13 protein-coding genes are annotated in these 16,165 nt (G+C 44.6%); 6 read left to right on the plus strand and 7 right to left on the minus strand.

Going from position 1 to position 16,165, the window contains the following annotated elements; translation table 11 throughout:
- Window positions 1-232 precede the first annotated feature (232 nt).
- Window positions 233-1,648, minus strand: coding sequence for a Do family serine endopeptidase (locus tag BTW00_RS00750; RefSeq protein WP_371915053.1), 1,416 nt, complete (start codon window positions 1,646-1,648; stop codon window positions 233-235).
- Window positions 1,649-2,663: 1,015 nt separating this feature from the next.
- On the opposite strand from BTW00_RS00750, the gene BTW00_RS00755 reads away from it, so the two are divergent.
- Complete coding sequence (locus tag BTW00_RS00755; protein WP_075105790.1) at window positions 2,664-4,973, plus strand: cation:proton antiporter; 2,310 nt, start codon at window positions 2,664-2,666, stop codon at window positions 4,971-4,973.
- Between the two features lie 155 nt (window positions 4,974-5,128).
- Here the strand turns inward: BTW00_RS00755 and tmk are convergent, their stop codons facing one another.
- On the minus strand, window positions 5,129-5,761 hold the full coding sequence (tmk, locus tag BTW00_RS00760) for a dTMP kinase (RefSeq protein WP_075105903.1): 633 nt from the start codon (window positions 5,759-5,761) through the stop codon (window positions 5,129-5,131).
- A gap of 185 nt (window positions 5,762-5,946) precedes the next feature.
- Window positions 5,947-7,227, minus strand: coding sequence for an endolytic transglycosylase MltG (gene mltG, locus BTW00_RS00765; protein WP_075105791.1), 1,281 nt, complete (start codon window positions 7,225-7,227; stop codon window positions 5,947-5,949).
- A gap of 170 nt (window positions 7,228-7,397) precedes the next feature.
- On the opposite strand from mltG, the gene BTW00_RS00770 reads away from it, so the two are divergent.
- A complete protein-coding gene (locus BTW00_RS00770; RefSeq protein ID WP_075105792.1) occupies window positions 7,398-8,162 on the plus strand; it encodes a DpnI domain-containing protein in 765 nt (254 codons plus the stop codon).
- Here BTW00_RS00770 and BTW00_RS00775 read toward each other — a convergent pair.
- A complete protein-coding gene (locus tag BTW00_RS00775) occupies window positions 8,159-8,653 on the minus strand; it encodes a hypothetical protein (RefSeq protein ID WP_075105793.1) in 495 nt (164 codons plus the stop codon). The genes BTW00_RS00770 and BTW00_RS00775 overlap by 4 nt on opposite strands.
- A 171-nt stretch (window positions 8,654-8,824) precedes the next feature.
- Between BTW00_RS00775 and BTW00_RS00780 the strand changes: the two genes are divergently transcribed.
- The gene (locus tag BTW00_RS00780; RefSeq protein WP_058024875.1) at window positions 8,825-9,025 is read left to right on the plus strand and encodes a DpnD/PcfM family protein; all 201 of its coding nucleotides are present in this window, start codon (window positions 8,825-8,827) and stop codon (window positions 9,023-9,025) included.
- A gap of 109 nt (window positions 9,026-9,134) precedes the next feature.
- Window positions 9,135-9,818 carry a site-specific DNA-methyltransferase gene (locus BTW00_RS00785; RefSeq protein WP_075105794.1) on the plus strand — a complete coding sequence of 228 codons (684 nt, stop codon included), beginning with the start codon at window positions 9,135-9,137 and terminating at the stop codon, window positions 9,816-9,818.
- Here BTW00_RS00785 and BTW00_RS00790 read toward each other — a convergent pair.
- Together BTW00_RS00790 and BTW00_RS00795 are read right to left on the minus strand one after the other, a co-directional pair.
- Window positions 9,815-10,792: an aminotransferase class IV gene (locus BTW00_RS00790; protein WP_075105795.1), complete on the minus strand. Its 978-nt coding sequence runs from the start codon at window positions 10,790-10,792 to the stop codon at window positions 9,815-9,817. The genes BTW00_RS00785 and BTW00_RS00790 overlap by 4 nt on opposite strands.
- Before the next feature lie 12 nt (window positions 10,793-10,804).
- Window positions 10,805-11,434 carry a hypothetical protein gene (locus tag BTW00_RS00795; protein WP_256713942.1) on the minus strand — a complete coding sequence of 210 codons (630 nt, stop codon included), beginning with the start codon at window positions 11,432-11,434 and terminating at the stop codon, window positions 10,805-10,807.
- Between the two features lie 422 nt (window positions 11,435-11,856).
- Here BTW00_RS00795 and aroE point away from each other — a divergent pair, with 422 nt between their 5' ends.
- Entirely contained in the window at window positions 11,857-12,720 is an 864-nt protein-coding gene (gene aroE, locus BTW00_RS00800; protein WP_075105797.1) for a shikimate dehydrogenase, read from the plus strand.
- A gap of 36 nt (window positions 12,721-12,756) precedes the next feature.
- Here aroE and BTW00_RS00805 read toward each other — a convergent pair whose 3' ends face one another.
- Entirely contained in the window at window positions 12,757-13,881 is a 1,125-nt protein-coding gene (locus BTW00_RS00805) for an FUSC family protein (RefSeq protein WP_075105798.1), read from the minus strand.
- Between the two features lie 393 nt (window positions 13,882-14,274).
- Between BTW00_RS00805 and BTW00_RS00810 the strand changes: the two genes are divergently transcribed.
- Window positions 14,275-16,095, plus strand: coding sequence for an acyl-CoA dehydrogenase C-terminal domain-containing protein (locus BTW00_RS00810; protein WP_075105799.1), 1,821 nt, complete (start codon window positions 14,275-14,277; stop codon window positions 16,093-16,095).
- Window positions 16,096-16,165: the final 70 nt, after the last annotated feature.

The following is a 16,165-nucleotide window of genomic DNA, read 5'->3' on the forward strand; positions in this document are numbered from 1 at the left end:
CTTTTGATTAATGTTAACGAATCGTCAACACATCGATGGTGGGACGATATAAGCGAAAAGGCAGGCCTCGCGTGCCTATACCGCTGCTGATGAATATTTAAATACATTATTTGCAGACTGATGCAATATCCGTTTGCGTATCTCTTATAGCGAGCGGTATTTATGATGAGCAATTATACTTTTCGGTGCTTTTCGGTATGCTGCTGTCCAAATCACTTCCTTATGGTTTTATCTATTCAATACGCAGACCAATAATAGCAGGGATACCTTGGCGGATGACCTCTATGGTCACAACGCCCTTTTTGGGTAGGGATGAGATGGCGTCAGAGAAATCCGTTACCTTTTTAATAGGCTTTTGGTGAAAATTGGTAATGACATCACCTGCTAAGATCCCCGAGCGCGCGGCTAACCCTGTCGGATCAACCGTGGTGACCAACACCCCCGTTTTATTGTCTGTAGCAATCTCTGCTTGTTCATCTTTGGTCAAATCGCGCAAACGTAGGCCCAGTTGGACATCATCACTTTGCTGATCCCCACTTTGGGCTCTGACATCATTAGGTGCATAAGCGAGTTTACCGCTAATGATCATCTGCTTACCATTGCGCTGAATCTGTGCGCGAAATGGATCGCTTGGCTTTGCTCGGTTGAGCAGATTCAATAAGTCGGATGCTCGCATGATTTGTACATTATTGTACTGCAAGATAATGTCACCAGGTTTTAGACCTGCTTTTTGTGCTGGCGAGTCTGGAGAAACGCGGGTCAGCAAAGCGCCTTGTGGTTTATCCAATTTATAAGCTTCGGCCAGATTGCGGTCAATATCTTGGGGATAGATACCCAAATATGCGCGAGCGACTTCACCACTGGTCTTTAATTGCTCATAGATATCCATAGCAGCGTCAATCGGGATAGAGAACGATAGTCCCATGTAGCCGCCCGTCCCACTAAAGATACGCGAGTTGATACCAATCACTTCGCCGCGCTGATTAAATAGAGGGCCACCTGAGTTACCAGGGTTCAGCGCCACATCGGTTTGAATAAATGGCACACTGGTTTCGCGTGAGAAGCTGCGTGATTTGGCACTGACGATGCCAGCGGAGGCTGAATAATCAAAACCAAATGGTGAACCAATGGCTAGTACGGGCTCCCCTACTTTTAAGCTGTTTGAGTCGCCAATCGGTAGCGCGGGGAACTGAGTGCCTTCAACTTTTAGTACAGCCACATCTGAGCGCTCGTCGCTACCAATCAAGGTTGCATCAAGCTCGGTTCTATCATTAAGTGTGACGGTGATTTTGTCAGCGCCCTCGATGACGTGATGATTGGTCAGCATGTAGCCGCTAGATGTGACAAAAAAGCCCGTACCATAAGCATGCTCTATCGCTGGCGTGACTGCTCGATCAGGAATGCGCACCCGATCGCCAAAAAACTGCCGCAACACTTCAGCCGTTTGCGCCTTAGCAAGCTCAGCCTCACTGACTGTCTTGGTGACGTTGACGCGCGCCACTGCGGGTGTCACTTGTTGAACTAGGCCAGAGAAATCAGCCGTGGTTACAGCCGCATGTGCATTGCTCATTGTGGTGACGTTAATACTAGCCACCATCGCCGTACTCACAGCGAGCGCCAGCGCACTGCGCTGTAACCAAAGTCGCATATCGACAGTGGTTCGTGATTTAAACATATTGATAGGCATATTGTCCTCCATATGAATGGTCATTATTATTGTTGGTAATTAGATGATGGTACTCGATAACGTCTTGCTTGACGCACATAACCCCAATCGTTATTGGTCAGCGTTCTTATATTTGCTTATATAGTGAATTCAGTATAAAAACGATACAGTGGGACTGGGATAAATTTTTCGCAGCCTCTGTCTGCGTAGGCACAGCACGCAAGGAAAATTTAGACCAGTTCCACCTTGATATATAATGTATCTGTTTTATTTAGGATTGACTATATCGTTATACTCATATTACACGATGGTATTCGTGCTATGCATCGATTTCATATATGTTTTATCGCTAGGCTGATATAGTAACGATCATATCAGCCCCGTTTTTATATTTATTTTAATCAAAATCAGGGTTTTTGGCTTTAGTAAACATAAACCCTCAGCGCCAATATACGGTCTATGATTGACGTCATATTATTGTTGTTTTGGCGGCGTGCATGACCAACGTAGCTACTGTATGATGGACAAAACGTTATCTTGCCATTATTTCCATAATGCAGGATAACCCAAGGCATGGTTATTTAATACTGACTTTGTACAATTTTGTGGCTGCGCGCTGATATCGTGGCAGGCTCTATATACATATATATGAATCAAATCATGTTATGATAGCAAGCAAAACAAATCATAAAACAAACAAAAGTCAATTAGTAAAAATGCTATCGACTACTCGTTTATCAAGCTGGCTATCATCATCCCTGTTTTCCATCTTTTGCACTTTTAGACCACTGTTATTTGTCTAAGAATGCTTTTGCCCTTGCTACTTTATAGTGTATATATCATCTCAAGCTCATGTTGCGATTCATGATGGCTATCAATGTGATGACCCAGATACAATCAGTAATGATAACAATTGATCATAAACGAACGGTAGCGACTATCTTATAGCAGCTATGGATAGATATAAAATATGACAAGATTACAAAAGGATTAATTTATGGATACCGCCCTATTGCTATCCGGCGTGGTTGGGATTGGCATTGCCGCCCAATGGCTGGCTTGGTATTTGAAGCAACCGTCCATTTTATTTTTATTGCTCATTGGCATTATCATCGGACCAGTCCTGGGGGTGTTTGACCCTGATTTGGTATTAGGTGAGCTGATGTTCCCCTTTATCTCTTTGGGCGTGGCAATTATTCTATTTGAGGGCTCGCTAACGCTAGAGTTTGATGAGATCAAGCAGCATGGTACTGTCGTGCAAATGCTGGTCTCGATTGGTGTACTCATCACCATCGCTATCGTGGCGCTATCGACTTATTTATTATTTGATGTCGATCCATTGATTGCACTCCTGTTTGGTGCGCTGGTTTGCGTGACCGGTCCGACGGTCATTATGCCGCTGTTGCGTAGCGTGCGCCCCAATAAAACCATCTCTAATATCCTAAAATGGGAAGGTATTATCATTGACCCAATCGGCGCAATTGCCGTGGTATTGGTCTATGAATATATCATCTCAGGCGGTGAAGCCAGTAGTATCTTACTATTTGCCAAAATTGTCGTATTGGCAACCGCCCTTGGTATGGCAGGCGCTTGGTTGCTGGCTTTCCTCATGCGTCGTCATATGGTGCCTGAGTTTTTGCGCAATGTTTTTACCCTGGCATTCGTCTTGGTCTTGTTTTCGGTATCAAATCACTTGGAGCATGAATCAGGATTATTGACTGTGACCGTACTGGGTGTGGCTTTGGCAAACTGGCCAAAATTCCCACGCGAGACGATTCTAGAGTTCAATGAGTCTTTAACCGTTCTGCTGATCTCTGTGCTATTTATTATTTTGGCCGCTCGTGTAGAGCTGGCAAGTTTGTTAAGCGTAGGATTTGCAGGTCTGGTGCTCCTTGCCATCGTTATGTTTGTGGCGCGTCCACTGTCGGTCTGGGCGTCCTCTATCGGCTCCAACCTAAAAACCAATGAAAAGCTGATGATCAGCTGGATTGGCCCTCGCGGTATCGTCGCTGCTGCTATCTCATCCCTGTTTGCGATTCGTTTGCAAGAGTATGATATTCAAGGCGTTGAGCTGCTTGTACCATTGGTATTTATGGTCATCATTGGCACGGTAATGATTCAGGGTCTGGGCGCAAAGGTGGTCGGCAACTTGCTGGGCGTACGTGAGCCTGAGACCAACGGTATTCTTATCGTCGGCTCAAACCCGATTGCCCTACTCATCGCTACCTCTCTTAAAGAGCAGGGCTTTGACGTCATCGTCGCCCATAATAACTATACCAATATCGCGCGCGCACGCATGAGCGGACTGCGTACTTACTTTGGCAACCCAATCTCTGATCATGCTGATCACCATCTTGATCTGATCGGTATCGGTCGTCTGTTTGCCATGAGTATGGACAAAGAGATGAATACCTTGTCTGAGATTCATTATCGTCATGAATTTGGCGAGCGTAAACTATATCGTCTCAAGTTCAGTGATGAAAAAGTCAAAAGTGAGCGCGACGATAAGCAGTCAAATTTCCATTCACAGTGGCTGTTTGGCAAAGATGTGACATATACCAAGCTTGCTAGTATGCTGTCCAAAAAAGCGCGCATCAAAATCACCAACATCACTGACAGCTATAGCTTTGAGCAGTATAAAGCGGATAACAAGCAGTTTGTGCCGCTATATACCATAGACAAAGAAGGCAAGCTGCACGTCATTACTGATAAGTTCGACGGTACGGTGCCGCGTGATCGCAAGCTTATCTCACTGGTCGTGGATGATGAAGTACAGCCAAAACCAGTGGACGTAACACCAAAACAAGAGCAAGCGCGTATGGTCGCCGATGCCAATTTTGAGTCCAGCTCAAAAGCGCCTGAAAAGCGTAAAGAAAAAGAGCTGGGCGGCGATAACCTACAAAAACCAGCGCCAGAGGCACCAACTAATACGGCTCAAAATACTGAGCAAAGCGTCGACAGTGCCCCTAATGCGAACAGCGCCATAGATAAGTCCAATACTGCGACAGTCGCGGCCGATGATAAGGCAGTAGCACCAAAAGCAGAGGCTACCAACACAGCGAACACAGGTGTGATGTCAGCAAACTCGACTGCGACCTCAAAGACTAAGCCGTCTAGTAATAGTAATACTAACGGTAATGGTAACGCGCCTAAAAACAAAAAAGGAGCGCTTGATCCCAATCGTCTTCCTGACTCTGGTCAAGACAGTGCTACTCATTCGACTGCCAAAACTGACACCGACGCTTCTATCGCAGTTGAGAAAGAAGCCGAGCAGAGTGAGCTGAATGACAAAAATAGTGATAAATAAACTCTATCGTTATTTACCTGCTAACGTCATAATCGGTTAAATAACAAACTGTCATCAATAAAAAGCCCCAGCGACATGCTGGGGCTTTTTACCTTTATCATATCCGCTTGATTATTAAATCTACTTACAAGATAAAAATGATCACTCAAATATGATTATTCAACATCAAATCTGTCTACGACTGCCTGCCATATCCGCGTGCTCACCTCATCAGTACTGCCTGACGCATCGATACGCTGTATGCGCTCAGGATGCGAGCTTGCAAGTTGACTAAAACCGGTATGTACCCAAGTAAAAAACGCCATTGCCTGCTGCTCAAAGCGATCTGCTGCGCTGCGCTTATTGGCGCGTGCCATGCCTTCTGCTACAGGTAAATCAAGCCATAAAGTCAGCTCAGGTAATTGGGTCACAAACTGCTCGATCAGCGTCTCAATTTTGGTCAGCATCACTTGATCGCCATGTCCGCGTCCAAACCCTTGATACGCAATAGTAGAGTCCGTAAACCTGTCACAAATAACCCATGTGCCACGTTGTAGCGCAGGCAGGATGACTTGCTGCATATGATCACAGCGCGCCGCAAACAATAATAAAAGCTCTGTATCATCCTCAATTTCAGTCGCAGGGTCTAGCAATATATCGCGCAGTCGCTCAGCAAACGGACTACCACCCGGCTCGCGAGTACGAAGGTATTGAATACCATTTTTCTCTAGTTGCAAGCATAGCTGCACAATCGCCGTGGTTTTCCCGACGCCTTCCGTTCCTTCAAAACTAATAAACCGCCCTACAATAGGTGCGGTCGTCGTTTGTGAAGCATTTGATTCCGGTAGCGTGGACGATGCTGTACTCGTTTGTACGGATGGCGCGTTGGTCTGTATAGATACTGACATGATATGACCTTATGTCATCGGTGAGCGCTATCGTTAGATTATAGCGCTTAATAAACGATAAGTTTTATAAGAGATAAAGAAGTGCTTTATTGCGGCGGTGTTTGAGATTTTTTCTCGCGCATGACGCTCAGATAGTCTTTTACCGCTTGGTTGTGCTCAGCCAAGCTATTGGTAAATTTGTGTCCGCCGTTACCTGTTGCCACAAAGTAAAGGGCGTCGCTATCGGCAGGATGCAAGGTGGCTTCGATAGATGCGGCAGATGGCAGCGCGATTGGCGTTGGCGGTAAGCCATCAATCTGATAGGTATTATAAGACGTTTTTTCATCGATGTCTTTGCGGCGGATATTACCATCATAACGGCTACCCATACCATAAATGATGGTCGGATCGGTCTGCATACGCATATTTTTAACCAAGCGATTTCTAAATACGGCAGAGACTAGCGGACGCTCTTCTGGTACGCTGGTTTCTTTTTCGATGATAGATGCCATTACTAGTGCTTCGTAAGGGCTATTATAAGGTAGGTCAGGCGCGCGATTTTCCCACGCATCAGTCAGCGCTTTTTGCTGGCGTTTATATAGGTCCGTGAGCACTTTTTTATCGCTCGTCCCTTCACCATAATAATAGGTATCGGGCGCAAACCACCCTTCAAGATTATGATTGACGATAGGATCGCTGCTGTTGGTCACGCTATCTGGCAATATACCAGCCAAATCTAACGCTTGTGCAATGCTGGCATTATCACTGTCGGCGGTCAGCACTTCTTTTTCGATATTGTTATTGTCACGCAGGGCTTGATAAAGGTCTTTTGAGGTTTTGCCTTCGATGATTTGCACCTTTACCATAGCTGCTTTTGCGCCCTGCTCTAATATTTGCAATGCCTCAGCAATGGTTGGGTTCTCAGGTAATTGATAAATGCCTGCATGCAAAGGCGCATCGACTTGCGACTTGATATATAGCTTGGCTACGCTGGCCGAAAATAGCGGAATCTGATTTTGCCACTGCGGCAATAGGCCATAATACGTCTGACCTTGCTCAATCGTGACCATTTGCTGTGGCTGTTCGATACGACCAAACAAGGTCTGATAAACCATGATTAAGAAAAATGCAGCAATGAGCCCTAGCACCAGCAATACCTGATAACCGCGCTGCATAAAAAACGAGGGATTGTTGACTTTATATTGACGCGGTTTGCTGTTGCCACTGATCAGCGAGACGTTGGTTGCTGGCGTGTCTTGCACCCTATCTACCACTGGTTGCGCGTCCGGTAGCGTGGTGTCTACACGCTCCTCGACTGTGCCATCTTGCTTATTCGATGGCGACTCATTGGGACGTTCAGGTGGTGTATTGGGTGTGGGCTTGCTCATGGCAACTCGCGAGGCAGATGTTTGCTAGAATTTAGCACTGAACCGTACGATTTTCAATGGTATTTGCTTAGCTTATGCATTAACTTGGTCTATACACTGATTTATATGGCTCAACATTCCCACCTTTTACTGGTATTTTTATCACTGTCCATCGATGCTGACACTCTATTATGAATCTATATTTTGACCAAAGACTCGCCAAAAACTATCACTCTAAATCACAGATTATTCGTGTTCTCAGTGAAACATGGGTAACAGAAAATGGTTACTGTCCTAATTGTAGCGAGCAGCCTTTGACTGAATTTGCTAACGGTCAACCTGTTGCTGATTTTTACTGCGCGCATTGTAATGAGCAATATGAGCTAAAAAGTAAAAAAGCTAAGTTAAGCAATGTTGTCAATGATGGTGCTTATAAGACGATGATTGAGCGTATCAATAGTAAGGACAATCCCAGCTTCTTCTTTTTAACCTACTCAAAAGAATACACCGTCAACAATTTTCTAATTATTCCCAAGCATTTCTTTACACCCGATATTATTGTTAAGCGTAAACCCTTATCAGTGACGGCAAAACGAGCAGGTTGGGTTGGTTGCAATATTGACTTACGCCAAGTACCCGAATCAGGCAAAGTGTTTTTGGTCAAAGACCAACAAGTTATACCGCGTGAAAATGTCACCCAACAGTTCCAAAAGACTTTATTTTTACGCAAACAATCTATGGCTTCACGCGGTTGGACACTCGATGTCTGGCAATGTATCGATAGGCTTGATACTCACTTTTCGCTAAAGCAGGTTTATGGTTTCGCTGATGAGTTGCAGCTCAAACATCCTGAAAACACCCATGTAAAAGATAAGGTCCGCCAACAGTTACAAGTATTACGAGATAAAGGCATCATTGAATTTGTAAGCCGTGGTCACTATCGAAAATTATACTAAAAACACTTATCATCCCATAATGGCAAACCTTTGGCAGCAACCAAACGACCGTAAAACTTGTGAGGAGGATAATCTAGCTCTAGCTCATCATTTACTTTGAAAAAGTGTTTCACATTGCCATCGAGACAGGTATAAGCTCGATTTTTTACCTGTTTATTCCAGCTCATTAACAGCCCTAACGGAGTGCGAGAAGCTTTAGTAAAAGCTTGTCTTTCGGTTGTGATTGCACACATCACAGTATCTTCATGAAACTGCTTATCTAAACCTTGTTCAATGACTTCTTGACGGGTATGCGCATACTTAAACACACTTCCAAACGCTGTGTATTTTTTATCTTTCTTAGAATAGACAATACTAAATGCTATCTGTGAATAGCAAGGTAAGTGAATTACTTCATCAGGATTTTCTTTTGCTACACAGCAAACTTTATTAAATATCATCAATCTACGAACTTGTAGCGGAATTCGTTGATCTTTATATACCGAACGCATGCGATATTTTCCTTTTAAAAATTTCTATTGAAAAAGGATCATTGATCGATTTGCTTTATGGCACAAGTCTGCGTAACAAAAGACGATCACTTCTTTTGAGGGCTTTTGCTAATCTAATTGGTATAAATGACTGAAGTGATATATGAGAGACTTTAATTATTGAGGATATTTATGATAAAGACAGGCGGTTCAAATACTTATCAAATAGAAGTAATCGAAACGATGAGTGCACTTATAGAAGTGGTTGCAGAAGATGGTGAAACTGCTCTACTAAAAGCGCGAGAAATGTATAGAAGCGAGGATATTATTTTAGAACCTGATGATATGCTTGATACTGAATTTATTATCTTTGGCGTAGAAGAGAATGAGTAGCTAGCTCAAACCAAAAGTAGCTCTCAGTACTTGTGAACATTAATGAATAAGCGTATAGATAATAGTAGAGCGCTGTCTCTTGACCAGTACATTCAACGATGGTTTGACAGTGAAAAATGGTAAAGTCCAGTCAGTCAATAAAGGTCAGTGGGACAAGCTTGTCAGTGACAATGATGCTTATGTATTTACCTACGAGTGGCTTTTTGCTGTACGAGAGAAAATGGCAGATAATGCGACATTATGGGTTAGTGGTACACATCACAATATTTTTACTCTGGGTCGTATTTTGCCGCAGCTTGGTTTTAAAATACTTAATGTTATAACTTGGGAAAAAACCAATCCACCGCCTAATTTTTCTTGTCGGTTTTTCACTCATTCAACAGAGTTTATTATCTGGGCGAGAAAACATCCTAAAGTGCCACATTATTTCGATTATGATTTGATGAAGCGACTCAATAACGATAAGCAAATGAAAGATGTGTGGCGCTTGCCAGCAATTGCTAAGTGGGAAAAATCTTGTGGTAAGCACCCTACGCAAAAACCTTTGGCATTATTGGCACAGATGATTTTAGCCTCTACTAAAAAAAATGCTTTGATACTTGACCCTTTCGCTGGATCTTCAACAAAAGGTATCGCAGGTAATATCTTAGAAAGACGTTTTATTGGTATTGAGCAGGAAACTGAATATCTACAACTCAGCCAAGCACGCTATGAAGACCTACAACATGAAGGAAAAAAAGAGTTTTTTAAACAACATTTCTATCGTTTATTAAATAAAGGAAATAACAACTAAACAGATTCAAAATCTACAATATCACCTGACAATAGCGTCAAACTGGTCATGGGCATGATGCCGCGCAGTGCATTGCAAAAGAATAACCGCGTCAACCTAGGCAAGTCCTCATCTGATAACGACCGTATCACCACTGGGTACTCTGTCGCGGACAAAGCATCAATAATCACCTGCCGCATCACACCAGCAACGCCCGATTTATCCATGGAAGGGGTATACCATTGACCTGTTGTTAGATAATTTTCATGATTGTTATCAACATCTTCGTGGCCACTAGAGTGCGTTTCAGATTCGCATAAAGGCTCATCTGCTAACTGATAGAACACATTGCTCATCGTACCTTCAACCCAGTGACCACTCATATCACGTAGCAGCCCTTCACTGAGGCTCTTTGTAACGTTAGCCGCTAATGGTTCAGCTTTTATACGCTGTAGCTCGCCACTGGCAAGGACATTATCTAGGCGGCTCAAGCTTTTGAGTCCTGCCAGCGATGGCGGCAGGCAGGCAATCTGTGAAGATAAGCATATCGCTGAGGCATTCGGCTGCATGGGTACTAGATTGCCGTCAGGTAATGACAGTTGCACAGCCGTAGAGACTCTCATAACAGACGGTTTTAGCCATATCTCACAAGCGCTTCCTGATTCACTTGATGCATAGCCATAACCGCGAATGTCTTGTGCGGCGCGAGTCACCACGAGCTTGAGCATACCCTGCTCTAGCTGCTGGGCATACATTTTTAATACTGCCAGTAGTTCCTCGCAGTCTATATCTAACTGCAAGGCGTCGGCATGGGAGATGAGCCGCTGATGATGGTAGTCTGCCCATAGGATGAGTCCGTCCATCACACCCATGGTCGTAAAAAACCCATCCGCATATGCTAGGCCGCGGTTGTCTGGCGACAGTGTCACCGCTTTGCTGGTTGCCATATCGTCTTGTGGATATAGACATACCCAGCTGTTGGGCAGTGACCTCATGTCTATCATCGCTTAGCTATTGTCTGTTTGGGCAGCGGATTTATTGATGACTAGCATACAGCTATAAAACTCACATTTTGCCAGTTCCACTTTCTGTCCGCCAATGACTCTGTTTTTGATGATTTGGTTACTGAGCATCTCAGCGACCATTTTGCCACCCTCATCACCCATCAGTCGGCGCGATAGTTGGTAGGCTTTTTTGGCATGGTCTTGGCTCAACTCTTTTTCTTTATCAGAATCGGTCGGATTGGCATAATACCAGCCAAGCTCAAGATATTTTTCGGAGTCGATAATATCTAGATAAGGCGCGTCCGTCTTCATAAAGCGATATTTGGTGGCAGGATTACTGGCATAGTCTAGGCTATTTTCATCCGTACTTATTACTTTACCAAATGCTGACTTGATACTATCTAACTCATCGGTGCCAAGGGGCTCGCCCTTGTCAGCGTTCCATGCCGAGACATCGTATCTTACTGGTGTACCTTGTTGGGCGGTCGCGCCATCTAGATCAGGATTATCCCCAGCGCTGTTCTCTACAGGAGCCTCAGCCACAGCCTGCTCGCTGCTCTCAGCGTTTGTCTCTGGATTTTGAGCATCCTCTTTGGTGCTATCACAGCCGCCAAGCGTCACACTAACTGCCATTATCGTACCGACTAGAAGAGTCTGAAGGTTATGATTCCACATAGATAATTTACTCACACTTTTAGATTGATCTTAAAAGAATATTAACGAGCTGGCCCACAAGCCACCGATAACAAAGGATTTTTTAATAAAGAATGTATGTAATAAAAGTTATAACCTAACAGTCATTAGAGCATATTATACTAATTAACATATAATCGATAGTTTACCCAACTGCTCAGCGCTTGACTACCTTTTAGGTTACACATAACGTTCCAAGAAGGTACATATTTGTTAAATATATCACTCATCAAACCCTGCCCGATATAAGGCTTATGAAGTGAGCCATTGGTTTGTCAATCATCATTTTATCGCTTATGATAAATGGCCGTAAGCGATGCATCTTTAATGATGTCTTGCCTCTTTTAGCCAATGGACCCTTTATGACCCAACATTTCATCGTTATTGGCAACCCGATTGCCCACAGCAAATCTCCTGAAATTCATGCGCAGTTTGCCTTACAGGCAGGTATTGATATTCGCTATCAGCGCCAGTATTGCCCTGACGATGCTGCCAGTTTTACAGCGGTCATTGAGGCGTTTTTTCATGGTGGTGGTGTGGGTGCTAATGTAACCATACCCTTTAAGCAAGTCGCTTATGACTGCTGTGCGGCACGCGGCGGCTTGTCAGATCATGCCAAAACAGCAGGCGCGGTCAATACCCTCATGATAAATGAGGCGCTACTACAACAAGGCGCGTCGATAAAAGAGGCCATATACGGCGATAATACAGACGGACAAGGGCTCGTCAATCACATAACACGCTTAGGTTGGCCACTGGACGGTGCTCGCGTTGCCCTGATTGGCGCAGGCGGCGCGGCACGCGGTGTCATATTACCGCTGATTCAAGCAGGTATTGGCTCACTGACTATTGCCAATCGCACCGTGAGTAAAGCGGTAGATTTGGTGGACGAGCTGAGCGCAGCAAGTTCGGTGATTGCAGCGCAGCAGATTCAGACCTGTGCCACCAAGAATTTGAGCGGCACGTTTGATATGATTATCAATGCCACCTCTATTGGCTTATCAGGCGATAAACTGCCGCTGGATGATACTCTACACTGTCAATACGCTTATGACATGATGTATGGGCGCGACCTACCCTTTTTGCAGCATTTCGCGGCGCGTGAGGCCCAAACGTCTGAAGGTTACGGTATGCTCATCGGACAAGCAGCCTTGAGCTTTGAGCGCTGGACTAATCATAAGATCGACGTCGCAAAAGCGACAGCCGCCTTGAGTCAAAATACTTAATGGAACTCTTAATTAGCAGCATCAAACTGCTGCTTATTATTCACTAAAGCGCAGCAGCAGCCAATCCTCCAAACGCCGCAGTGGTACACGCAATTGTGTAGAGTGGATGGCCAAACCACCGCTCAGACCAATCACACAACCAAGTGCCGTATCAATCATGCGCGTATGAATGACATCTCCTGCCACTGGCGGCACCGGCATCGTGCTGCCGTACTCTGCGATAAATATCGTCAACGGTGTAATAAAAATCACCGCCAGCCCATAATGCCGATCGACAAACGACTCAATCAATAACATCATTGATAATATAGCCACGGCGACACCCCATGTCGAGAGCCCCCAAGACAGCATCCAACTTGCAACCACCATACCAACTAACGTACCCAATATACGATGCAACTGTTTGATCCACATGGTTCGTAGCTGCATACCTTGGATGATAATAAAGCAGCTCATCGCTGCCCAGTAGGGATAAGGCAGCTCTAACAGAACGGCGACGACCAACGCCAAACTAACGAAACTTACCACGATAAGACTATCGCTAATCATATCAGGCTGATAATCATAGACAGGTACAGAAGCAACAGGGCGCATCGCCAATAAGAACAAACTATAGAGTAGTGCTAGCAACATCGAGGAGCCACTGCCCAATATCACAAGCCCTATCGCTGAGAGCACTTGATCAATCGGCACGGGGATAAATAGCGCAATCGCACCCGCCATCAACACAAACAATCCCGCTGGTGGTGGTTGCCGATAATAACGACCTAACATCACTACGCTAATGCCAATCAACATAAACACGGGTAGCCGAAGTACTGGTAATAGCTGCGCGATCAGACCCAGTGCAAAGCTAAGTATCATCGCAAACCCCCAAGCCATGACTGTCACTAGCCGATGTGGTAGCCCGCCTGCAAACGGTAGGTTTAAAATAATCATCGAGCCTAGCGAGGCTTTGATACCTGAAGATAAGTCACCAAAATAAGCCCCTACAAACACCGGAAAGCTAATCGCAATCGCTGCAATAATAGGCATATGCCAGGGTCTTCGGCTACGATTGACGGTTAGTAAATGCCCAAGCTCACCGTCAATGAGCAACTTAATGCGCATCAAGAATGTGGTCAACCAAGAGGTTTGTTTGTGTGATTTTGACTCGCTCATAGAGGGTCTGCCTTATTTATTATGTCTATTACTCTTCGGTCTTCTGCTTATCATCAATCATCTATAACAGATGATCTTTGAGCACATCCAGTACATATATCAGCCACTTCATAAAACTAAAATTGATTAATTAAAATAAAAGTCATGAATAATAGTTATGAATTGTATATTTATTGGTCTATAAGATTTATAATCATATCAACGCAATAATAGCTGACGCTCAACAAGGACGTCCTAAAGCCCTTCACAATGGACTCGCTGTTTATTACTAGCACTCATAACAACAGATATAGTATCTATCTCGATTAAAATAATGACACATCGCTGACATGACTTTTGACTCAAATACTGCGTCGTAAGTCCATGATAGCGAACCAACCAAAGAGAGCGATTATGTTAACTTACAAAGCACCTTTACGTGACATCAAATTTTTGATTAATGATGTATTTGATTACCAAACGCATTATAAAAGCCTAGACAATGGCGAAAACGCGGATCCTGAAACCATAGATATGATCCTACAGGGTATGGCAGATTTTGCTGAAAACGTCCTTGCTCCTATCTATCAATCAGGCGATGAAGAAGGCTGTCATTTTGAAAATGGCGAAGTCACCACACCAAAGGGCTTTAAAGAAGCTTATGACCAATTTGTAGAAGGCGGCTGGCAAGGTATCTCGTATCCTGAACAGTACGGCGGGATGAACTTACCGACGTCAATCAACCTAATCAAAGCTGAAATGATCGGTACTGCTAACTGGCCGTGGGCGATGTACTCTGGCCTCTCAACTGGTTGTATCAATACGCTACTGCAATACGGTACGGATGAGCAAAAAGCCCTTTATCTACCGAAATTGGTCGAAGGAACGTGGGCGGGTACGATGTGTTTGACCGAGCCACAGTGTGGTACGGATTTGGGTCAGGTAAAGTCAAAAGCCATCCCGCAGGATGACGGTACCTATAAAATCAGTGGTACCAAAATCTTTATCTCAAGTGGTGAGCATGATCTAACGGACAATATCATTCATATTGTTTTAGCACGCCTACCAAATGCGCCAGAGGGCACACGCGGTATCTCGCTATTTATCGTACCAAAATTCACGCCGAATGCTGAAGGCGAGTCTGGCGAGCGCAATGCCGTTGTCTGTGGTTCAATCGAGCACAAAATGGGTATCAGCTCGTCTTCGACCTGTGTATTGAACTTTGATGGTGCTACTGGCTACCTAATTGGCGAACCGCACAAAGGCCTAAAAGCGATGTTCACCTTTATGAACACTGCTCGTATCGGTACTGGTATCCAAGGTCTGGCGCACACTGAGCTGTCTTTCCAAAATGCATTGCCCTATGCCAAAGAACGCCGCTCTATGCGTACGCTATCTGGTACCAAAGATCCTGAAAAAGTAGCTGATGCGATCATCCACCACGCTGACGTACGCCGTATGCTACTGACGCAAAAAGCCTTTGCTGAAGGCGGTCGCTCAATGATTTATCATTCAGCACGCTATGCGGACAAAATGGCACAGGGTATCGTGAATGGCGATGAAGAAGAGTTTGAAAAATGGGATGACAAGCTAGGTTTTTATACGCCAATCCTAAAAGGGTTCTTGACTGAGCTTGGTATCGAAGCGGCCAAACACGGTCAGCAAGTCTATGGCGGCCACGGCTATATCAAAGAATGGGGTATGGAGCTGATTGCTCGTGATGCTCGTATCGCGACCATGTACGAAGGTACGACTGGCGTACAGGCACTGGATCTATTAGGCCGTAAGGTTATCTTGCAATCTAAAGGTAAAATCATCCGTGACTATACCTCAAGCATCATGAAATGGTGCGGCGAGTATGCCCTTGATAAAGACATGCGTAAATTTGTTTGGGCACTTACCAAGCTGTGCGCTGAATGGAACACATTGACAGTACGCTTGATGCTAATGGCTCGTAAAGACCGTGAAATCATCTCGGCGGCCTCGGATGACTTCCTCATGTACTCAGGTTACGTCATGATGGGCTATCACTGGGCGCGCATGGCAGCCGTGGCTTATGATAAGCTTGAAAATGGCGGTACAGAAGCGCCAGAATTCTATAAAGCAAAAATTCAAACCGCAGAATTCTATTTTGATAAGCTGTTGCCACGCACTTCAGGTCATGCTGAATCCATGGTCGCACCAAGCAATAGCATGACAGAGATGGACATCGAAAACTTTGCTTTTCTAGACTAACACTGTATTCATAATCCACAAAAAAGCGCCTATCATTTAGGCGCTTTTTTGTGTTTAACTGACCGTATTA

Origin of the sequence: Psychrobacter sp. C 20.9, from assembly GCF_001921765.1 — a bacterium.
In the GTDB taxonomy this organism is placed as follows: domain Bacteria; phylum Pseudomonadota; class Gammaproteobacteria; order Pseudomonadales; family Moraxellaceae; genus Psychrobacter; species Psychrobacter piscatorii_B.

What these genes read in the sequence shown, in the direction of transcription:
- BTW00_RS00750 (WP_371915053.1), bottom strand. Translation starts at nt 1,648, where the DNA reads ATGCGACTTTGGTTACAGCGCAGTGCGCTGGCGCTCGCTGTGAGTACG.
- BTW00_RS00755 (WP_075105790.1), top strand. Translation starts at nt 2,664, where the DNA reads ATGGATACCGCCCTATTGCTATCCGGCGTGGTTGGGATTGGCATTGCC.
- mltG (WP_075105791.1), bottom strand. Translation starts at nt 7,227, where the DNA reads ATGAGCAAGCCCACACCCAATACACCACCTGAACGTCCCAATGAGTCG.
- BTW00_RS00770 (WP_075105792.1), top strand. Translation starts at nt 7,398, where the DNA reads ATGAATCTATATTTTGACCAAAGACTCGCCAAAAACTATCACTCTAAA.
- BTW00_RS00775 (WP_075105793.1), bottom strand. Translation starts at nt 8,653, where the DNA reads ATGCGTTCGGTATATAAAGATCAACGAATTCCGCTACAAGTTCGTAGA.
- BTW00_RS00780 (WP_058024875.1), top strand. Translation starts at nt 8,825, where the DNA reads ATGATAAAGACAGGCGGTTCAAATACTTATCAAATAGAAGTAATCGAA.
- BTW00_RS00790 (WP_075105795.1), bottom strand. Translation starts at nt 10,792, where the DNA reads ATGAGGTCACTGCCCAACAGCTGGGTATGTCTATATCCACAAGACGAT.
- BTW00_RS00795 (WP_256713942.1), bottom strand. Translation starts at nt 11,434, where the DNA reads ATGGCAGTTAGTGTGACGCTTGGCGGCTGTGATAGCACCAAAGAGGAT.
- aroE (WP_075105797.1), top strand. Translation starts at nt 11,857, where the DNA reads ATGACCCAACATTTCATCGTTATTGGCAACCCGATTGCCCACAGCAAA.
- BTW00_RS00805 (WP_075105798.1), bottom strand. Translation starts at nt 13,881, where the DNA reads ATGAGCGAGTCAAAATCACACAAACAAACCTCTTGGTTGACCACATTC.
- BTW00_RS00810 (WP_075105799.1), top strand. Translation starts at nt 14,275, where the DNA reads ATGTTAACTTACAAAGCACCTTTACGTGACATCAAATTTTTGATTAAT.